At 65.4% G+C, this 5,778-nt stretch carries 6 protein-coding genes and 1 pseudogene; 3 read left to right on the top strand and 4 right to left on the bottom strand.

Annotated elements, in window-relative coordinates; translation table 11 throughout:
* The 3 genes from GJ629_RS13840 to GJ629_RS13830 all read left to right on the top strand — a co-directional run.
* The coding region (locus GJ629_RS13840; RefSeq protein WP_157513573.1) for an HAD family phosphatase at positions 1–255 on the top strand (255 nt) is incomplete at its 5' end.
* Between the two features lie 165 nt (positions 256–420).
* Positions 421–1,251: a hypothetical protein gene (locus GJ629_RS13835; RefSeq protein WP_157513572.1), complete on the top strand. Its 831-nt coding sequence runs from the start codon at positions 421–423 to the stop codon at positions 1,249–1,251.
* A 129-nt stretch (positions 1,252–1,380) separates the two neighbouring features.
* Positions 1,381–2,025, top strand: coding sequence for a hypothetical protein (locus tag GJ629_RS13830; protein ID WP_157513571.1), 645 nt, complete (start codon positions 1,381–1,383; stop codon positions 2,023–2,025).
* 211 nt (positions 2,026–2,236) lie between these two features.
* On the opposite strand, the gene argF is transcribed toward GJ629_RS13830, so the two are convergent.
* From argF to GJ629_RS13810, 4 genes and pseudogenes are all read right to left on the bottom strand, one after another.
* On the bottom strand, positions 2,237–3,136 hold the full coding sequence (argF, locus tag GJ629_RS13825) for an ornithine carbamoyltransferase (protein ID WP_157513570.1): 900 nt from the start codon (positions 3,134–3,136) through the stop codon (positions 2,237–2,239).
* Position 3,137: 1 nt separating this feature from the next.
* On the bottom strand, positions 3,138–4,256 hold the full coding sequence (locus GJ629_RS13820) for a [LysW]-lysine hydrolase (protein WP_157513569.1): 1,119 nt from the start codon (positions 4,254–4,256) through the stop codon (positions 3,138–3,140).
* Positions 4,256–5,386 carry an aspartate aminotransferase family protein gene (locus tag GJ629_RS13815; protein ID WP_157513568.1) on the bottom strand — a complete coding sequence of 377 codons (1,131 nt, stop codon included), beginning with the start codon at positions 5,384–5,386 and terminating at the stop codon, positions 4,256–4,258. The genes GJ629_RS13820 and GJ629_RS13815 overlap by 1 nt, the downstream gene beginning before the upstream one ends.
* A pseudogene (locus GJ629_RS13810) lies at positions 5,386–5,778 on the bottom strand (acetylglutamate kinase); the annotation flags it as partial. The gene GJ629_RS13815 and the pseudogene GJ629_RS13810, both read right to left, overlap by 1 nt.

The raw sequence follows: 5,778 nt of genomic DNA, 5'->3' as shown, positions 1-5,778 counted from the left end.
CTCACCGGCGGCGTCGAGGGCCCCCTGATCGAGGGGACCAAGGACACCGCCTTGGAGGACCTCGCGACCGACCTCGGGCTAGATCTCTCCGAGACGGTGGCCGTCGGCGACGGTGCCAACGACCTCCCGATGCTCGAAGTCGCCGGCCTCGCGGTCGGCTTCGACCCGAAACCGGCCGTCGAGGATGCCTGTGACGAGGTCGTCACCTCGATGGCCGAACTGGAGGCGCTGCTAGTGGAAAACGGTATTTTGTAGCGCTCTGTTCATAGCCGACTGATACCGAGACACGCAGCCGCATCCTCGTGTGAACGCTTGTCGACATAGGGACCTAGAGAAATTGGTTTTTCCCTTAGCGGCATAATTTGAGTGCATTTTCCAAATAGAAATATTCAATAAACCCCGGCAGGAAGACGGATCTGTATGTCAGATAATACTAAGACCGAAATCAAAGGAACAAGTCGTCGAAAATTACTGCAGACCGTCGGGACGGTCGGTATCACGTCGACGTTCGGGATCGGAGCAGCAGCGGGACGTGAATCCTCCAGTGAGAACGACATCGTCGAGGGGAGGGATCTGTTCGACGACCTCTTGGCGATATACCGTAGCGGGGAGTGTAAAGACCTGCACGCGGGACTCAGCGAACGAGGACTATCGCCGAAGTTCTCGGACGCGGTCGGGATGCCCGTTCCGGTGGATGATATACCGTCCGAGGCGGATATCGATATCAACAAGTTGCGGAACACGTCCCCCATCAGCGTGTTCGTCCCCTTCGAGACGACGGATAGCACGTCCCAGGCGTTCCTCAACGTGATGGTGGTAGATTACGAGTCGGAGCGAGTCCCCGTCAGTGGTTGGGGAATCGTCGGAGAGAAACAAGAGGGTGCGACAGCCATCGAGGTACTCGGTTTCGAAGAGGATTCCGAACAGGGGAGTGCCGCTGGGACGGGAGGCGCCCAGTCCGACAGTGCCGAGCGTACCGTTGGAACGATCGATCAGTTCGAGGTGAACGACGAGGAAGGGGTCGGATCAGCGCAGGGTATAGACAAAGCAGCCTGTTTAGCGATCGTCGGCGGGTTGTGTAAGAGATACGGTGACTCGGCGAGCTACAGAGCCTGTGCGAGCATCTGTCTCAGAACGGCGAACCCGTTCGCCGCCGCGGGATGTGGGGCCTTCTGTGTCGGTCTCGTCCGGGTGATCAAGAACTTCGGGTGTACCACGAGCGGTGGAGCAGTCTGTGAGCTAGTGCTATAGACGGGGCGTTCGACCCACACGCTCGTGCTTCGTCCGGACCTAGGCTGGTAGCTCGTCGAGAAATAGATATACAGTCCAAAAAAACACCCAGTAGAAAGATTTTATATTAATACAGTTGAAAGAACAAGTATGACACAGCTGTGGCCACCGAAGCTAAGTGACGTTGGACGGTTCACCCTGCTCGCCGTCGTCGTGTTCGCGCTGAACGGATCCAACATTGGGGAGACAGCCGCGTTCCTGACACTCTTCGTCGGCGTCGTCGCTGTGTACGAGATACTCGAACGGTATACGGAGTCGCGTCGGATCGCGGTCCTCGTCGTCTCGGGGCTCGCAGCGGCTGTCAGCGCCGGTGGCGTCGTCGCGTTGCCGGGGAGCAATCTCGTCTACGGCGGTCTGTGTGTTGTCGCACTGTGGCTCTTCGCGGATACGTACACGACGGCGGAGAGCGACCGCGGACGGGCCGACGCTCCCGCCTCGACGACCGACGACCGCCTGCAGGCCGCGGTCCTCTACGGCATCCGGGATGAACTCGGCGATGCCGAGGAACCACGGACGGCGGCGGCAGTCGCCGACGCCCTCGACGTTTCGCCCGCCCGCGTCGAGTCGGGAATGGAGACGCTCGTTGCGGATGGACTCGTCTTCGAAGCGGAATCGGGCTACGTCCTCGACGAGGATGAGGTCGGAGCGGTACCGATGGCCCGCCACCTGACCACGCGAGTCGTCTGGCGCCTCCTGCGACCGGTCCGACTACTCCGTGAACGACAGCGGGCCTGAATCGGTATCACTCTCGGATCAGACCTGATCGTCCACTGCCACTTTTTTCTCCTCGGGTGTCCTCGCTCACGCTGTTCGCCGCGGGAACCACTCGTCCGCTCACGGGCGCCAACGCCCGTTCTTATAGTCGGAGAGACGTCGTCGGCGTCTCTCCCTACGCAAAAACGTGGCCAAAAGGCTGCCCCTCACTCCGTTCGGGCCAGTACGTCACCTAGCTCTGCTCGTCCAACCACACCAGCAGGCCCTTCTGGGCGTGCAGGCGGTTCTCCGCTTGGTCCCAGACGATTGCGGTGTCGCTCTCGATGCTGTCGTCGGTGACCTCCTCGCCGCGGTGGGCCGGCAGACAGTGCATCAGCGTCCGGTCGCCCAGCAGCTCCGTCGTCACCTGAAAACCCTCGAAGGCGTCGAGTTTCCGCTCGCGTTCGTCCTCCTGACCCATACTGACGAAGACGTCGGTGTAGACGATGTCGGCGTCGGCGACGGCGGCCTCGGGGTCGGTCGTCGTCTGGGGCGCGCCGCCGAACTCGGCCGCGCGGTCGAGGACGTCGTCGTCGATGCCGTAGCCCTCAGGAGTGGCGACGACCACGTCCAGTCCGACCATCGCCGCGCCGACGACGAACGACTGAGCGACGTTGTTGCCGTCGCCGACCCACGCGACCGTGGTATCCTCGAAGCCGAACTGCTCGCGGATTGTCAGCAGGTCCGCCAGCGTCTGGCAGGGGTGGGCGTCGTCCGTGAGGCCGTTGACCACCGGGACGGTGGCGTACTCCGCCAGCGCCTCGGCGTCGGCGTGGTCGAAGAGTCTTGCCATAATGGCGTCGACGTACCGCGACAGGGCCCGTGCGGTGTCTTTGACCGGTTCGCCGTGGCCGAGGTGGATGTCGTCGGGGCCGAGGAAGACAGCGTGGCCGCCGAGTTGGGTCATCCCCGTCTCGAAAGAGACTCGGGTTCGGGTACTCGGTTTCTCGAAGATCATCCCGAGGGTCTGGTCCGCGAGGGGGCGGTCGCTCTCACCGGCCTCGTGGGCGGCCTTGATGACGGCCGCGCGGTCGAGGACCGTGGTCAGTTCGTCGGGACTGAGGTCGTCGATGTCGAGCAGATGGCGTACCATGTCACTCCTCCAAGAGGGTCTCGGTGGCCGAGCGCAGGACCGCGACCGAGCGGTCGTACTCCGGCAGCGGCAGGTGTTCGTTCGGCGAGTGGTCCAGATCCGAGTCGCCGGGCCCGTAGGTCACCATCGGGCAGTCCCAGCTATCGGCGTAGACGTTCATATCGCTGGTGCCGGTCTTCCGCAGGAGGCGAGGGTCACCGCCTTCCTGGCGGATAGCGGCCCGGAACGCCCGCGCCGGTTCCGTCCGGGGACTCATCATCACCGGTTCGACCCGGTCGTCCCAGTGGACGGTCCCGTTTTCGAGGTGGCCGTCGGTGATCTCTCTTATCTCGTCGGTCGTGTACTCCGGCGGGACGCGCAACTGCAGGCGCATCGTCGCCTCGACCGAGAGGCCGTCCTCGGTCATCCCGCCGTCGATGCTCGTCGGTTTCGGCGTCACGCGCTCGAAGACGGGCACCCAGTCGTCGGGGTCGAACTCCTCCTCGACGCGGTTCCACCAGTTGATGGCGTCCTGGATGGCGTTGTCGTCGGGCCGCGAGGAGTGGCCCGACTCGCTGGTTGCAACGTAGTTGCCGCCCAGCAGTCCGCGGTAGCCGAGCGTGATCCCCTCCCAGCCGGAGGGCTCGCCGTTGATCACGGCGTCGGGTTCGGCCTCGCGGTCCTCGACGAGGTACCGGCCGCCGCGGGAGTCGACCTCCTCGCCGACGACGCCGACGAAACTCGCGCCCGTCTCGACGGCCACGACGGCCATCGACGCCAGCGGCCCCTTCGCGTCGACGCTCCCGCGTCCCCACAGCACGTCTATCGACTCCGCAGCGTCCAACAGGTCGCTCTCGCCCCCGAACCGGGCCTCCCCGGCGGCCATCGTCTCGACCCGGACCGGGATGTCCCCCGGCACCGTGTCGATGTGGCTCGTCAGGAGGACGCCGTCGTCGGCCGGCGCCCGGACGTTGCCCACGTCGTCGACCCACACCTCGCGGCCGTGGGCCTCGAAGAAGTCGACCAGCACCGCTGCGGCCGCCTCCTCCTCGGGCGTGACCGACGGCGTGTCGACGAGGTCGATCAGCAACTGCCGGGCGGCGTCGGTGTCGACGGCCGCGGTGGGGATGGTGGCGCTCATCAGTCGGTCACCACCTCGGCCATCGCCTCGACCACTTCGTCGGCTTCCTCCTCGCCGATGGTCAGCGGCGGGAGCAGGCGCACGACGGTCCGACCCGCCGGCAGCGCCAGCACCTGGTGGTTCAGCGCCAACTGTTTGAGCGCCTTGTTCGCGCCGCGGCCGACCTCGACACCGATCATCAGGCCCTCGGCCCGGATGTCACGGACTTCGTCGCCGATGGCCGCCTCGAGTTCGGTCGTCAGATAGTCGCCGACGACGGCGGCGTTGCCGGGCACCGAGTCCTCGATCAGCGTCGAGACGGTCGCGCCCGCGGCCGCGGAGATGACCGGTCCGCCGGAGAACGTCGAGGCGTGGCTGCCGTAGTCCTCGGCGATCCAGTCCCGACACAGCGTCGCGCCGACCGGGAATCCGTTGCCCAGCCCCTTCGCCGCGGTGACCATATCCGGCGTCACGTTCGCTCGCTGGGCGTTCCACAGCGCGCCGGTCCGACCCATCCCGGTCTGGACCTCGTCGAATATCAGCGCCGTCCCCGTGGCCTCGGTGACCTCGCGGGCGGCCTGCAGGTACTCCCGGGAAGCGGGGTTGATCCCGCCCTCACCCTGTACCGGTTCGACGATGAACGCCGCGGTGTCGTCGTCGATAGCCTCCTCTAGGGCGTCGATATCGTCGTATGGAACGAACTCGACGTCGCCGATCAGCGGCTCGTACGGTTTCTTGTACTTGTCCTTCCACGTCGTCGCCAGCGCCCCCATCGTCCGGCCGTGGAAGCCTTTCATCGTCGCGACGACCTTCGAGTCGCCGGTGGCGCTCCGGGCGAACTTCAGCGCGGCCTCGTTGGCCTCGGTGCCGGAGTTACAGAGCCACGTGTTGCCGATGTCGCCCGGCGCGGTCTCGGCCAGCAACTCGTACAACGCCGTCCGCGCGGCGTTGGGGTACGACGCCTGGACGTAGGTGAGTTTCTCGAACTGTTCGGTGACGGCCTCGTGGACGGCCGGGTGGCCGTGGCCCAGAGGCACGCAGGCGTAGGACGCGCCCATGTCGAGGTACTCCGTCCCCGAGTCGTCGTAGACGTAACTCCCGTCACCGCGTTCGATCTGTATCGGTTTCTCGTTGAAGACGAATCCGGACATCAGTGGTCCTCCTGTGAGTCCGCATCGAGTGCGCTCGCGTGGACGTGGGTCCCGTCGCCGTCGAGGGCCGCCGTGATCGGCGCCTCGGCGTTGGCGTCGGCGACGACCGCTTCCGGCGCACCGCCGTCGAGAGCCTCCTCGACGGCCATCACTTTCCGCCCCATGAAGCCCTCAGCGGCGGCCTCCAGTGCCGTCCAGTCCTCGCCCGTCTCGACCGATTCGATCAGCGTCTCCGGGTCTCGGGGTCTTCGTAGACGCCCTCGACGTCCGTCAACAGGACGAGCGTCGCGTCAAGCGCCGCCGCGATGGCCGCGGCCGAGCGGCTGGCGTCGGTGTTGGACGGCGGACGATTTCTCCGCTCATCGTCACCAGCCATAGGTGGTCCAGCCACG

This window comes from Halapricum sp. CBA1109, assembly GCF_009741825.1.
Taxonomy (GTDB): Archaea; Halobacteriota; Halobacteria; order Halobacteriales; family Haloarculaceae; genus Halapricum.
This window is presented reverse-complemented; position numbering and strand designations above follow the sequence as displayed.

Coding starts and splice junctions, on each gene's coding strand:
- GJ629_RS13830 (WP_157513571.1), top strand. CDS start 1,381: ATGACACAGCTGTGGCCACCGAAGCTAAGTGACGTTGGACGGTTCACC.
- GJ629_RS13815 (WP_157513568.1), bottom strand. CDS start 5,386: ATGTCCGGATTCGTCTTCAACGAGAAACCGATACAGATCGAACGCGGT.
- argF (WP_157513570.1), bottom strand. CDS start 3,136: ATGGTACGCCATCTGCTCGACATCGACGACCTCAGTCCCGACGAACTG.
- GJ629_RS13820 (WP_157513569.1), bottom strand. CDS start 4,256: ATGAGCGCCACCATCCCCACCGCGGCCGTCGACACCGACGCCGCCCGG.
- GJ629_RS13835 (WP_157513572.1), top strand. CDS start 421: ATGTCAGATAATACTAAGACCGAAATCAAAGGAACAAGTCGTCGAAAA.